Here is a 287-nt window from a genome sequence, read left to right as displayed (position 1 = left end):
CAGCGCCGTCACCAGCAGGGTCGCCGCCAGGTAGTCGGGATCCCAATCCAGCCCCTTGCCGGGTTCGTAGCTGAATACTATGGGCAGCCAGATGGCGGTCAGCACCGACTGGGCCGAGAAGCTCAAGAAAGCCCCCATCTCGGCGCCGGGTTGATAACGGGTCAACCGTGAGAAGAAGGCGAAACGGTTGAAGAAGGTTATCAGGGTCAACAGCCCTATCATCAGCCAGCTCATGATTACCTCCTCATCCGATGCAGCACATAGCCCACCAGCATGCCGGCCAGGGC

Annotated in this window: 1 protein-coding gene; it reads right to left on the bottom strand. The window is 60.3% G+C overall.

Annotated features, from left to right (window positions below; genetic code table 11):
- Positions 1–234 (bottom strand): AzlD domain-containing protein (locus BN1137_RS14900; protein WP_050719352.1); only part of this gene is annotated, 234 nt, incomplete at its 3' end.
- Positions 235–287: the final 53 nt, after the last annotated feature.

Origin of the sequence: Aeromonas tecta (assembly GCF_000820185.1) — a bacterium.
GTDB classification, from domain to species: domain Bacteria; phylum Pseudomonadota; class Gammaproteobacteria; order Enterobacterales; family Aeromonadaceae; genus Aeromonas; species Aeromonas tecta.
The sequence above is the reverse complement of the archived record's forward strand: the minus strand, read 5'-3'. Positions and strand labels throughout refer to the sequence as shown.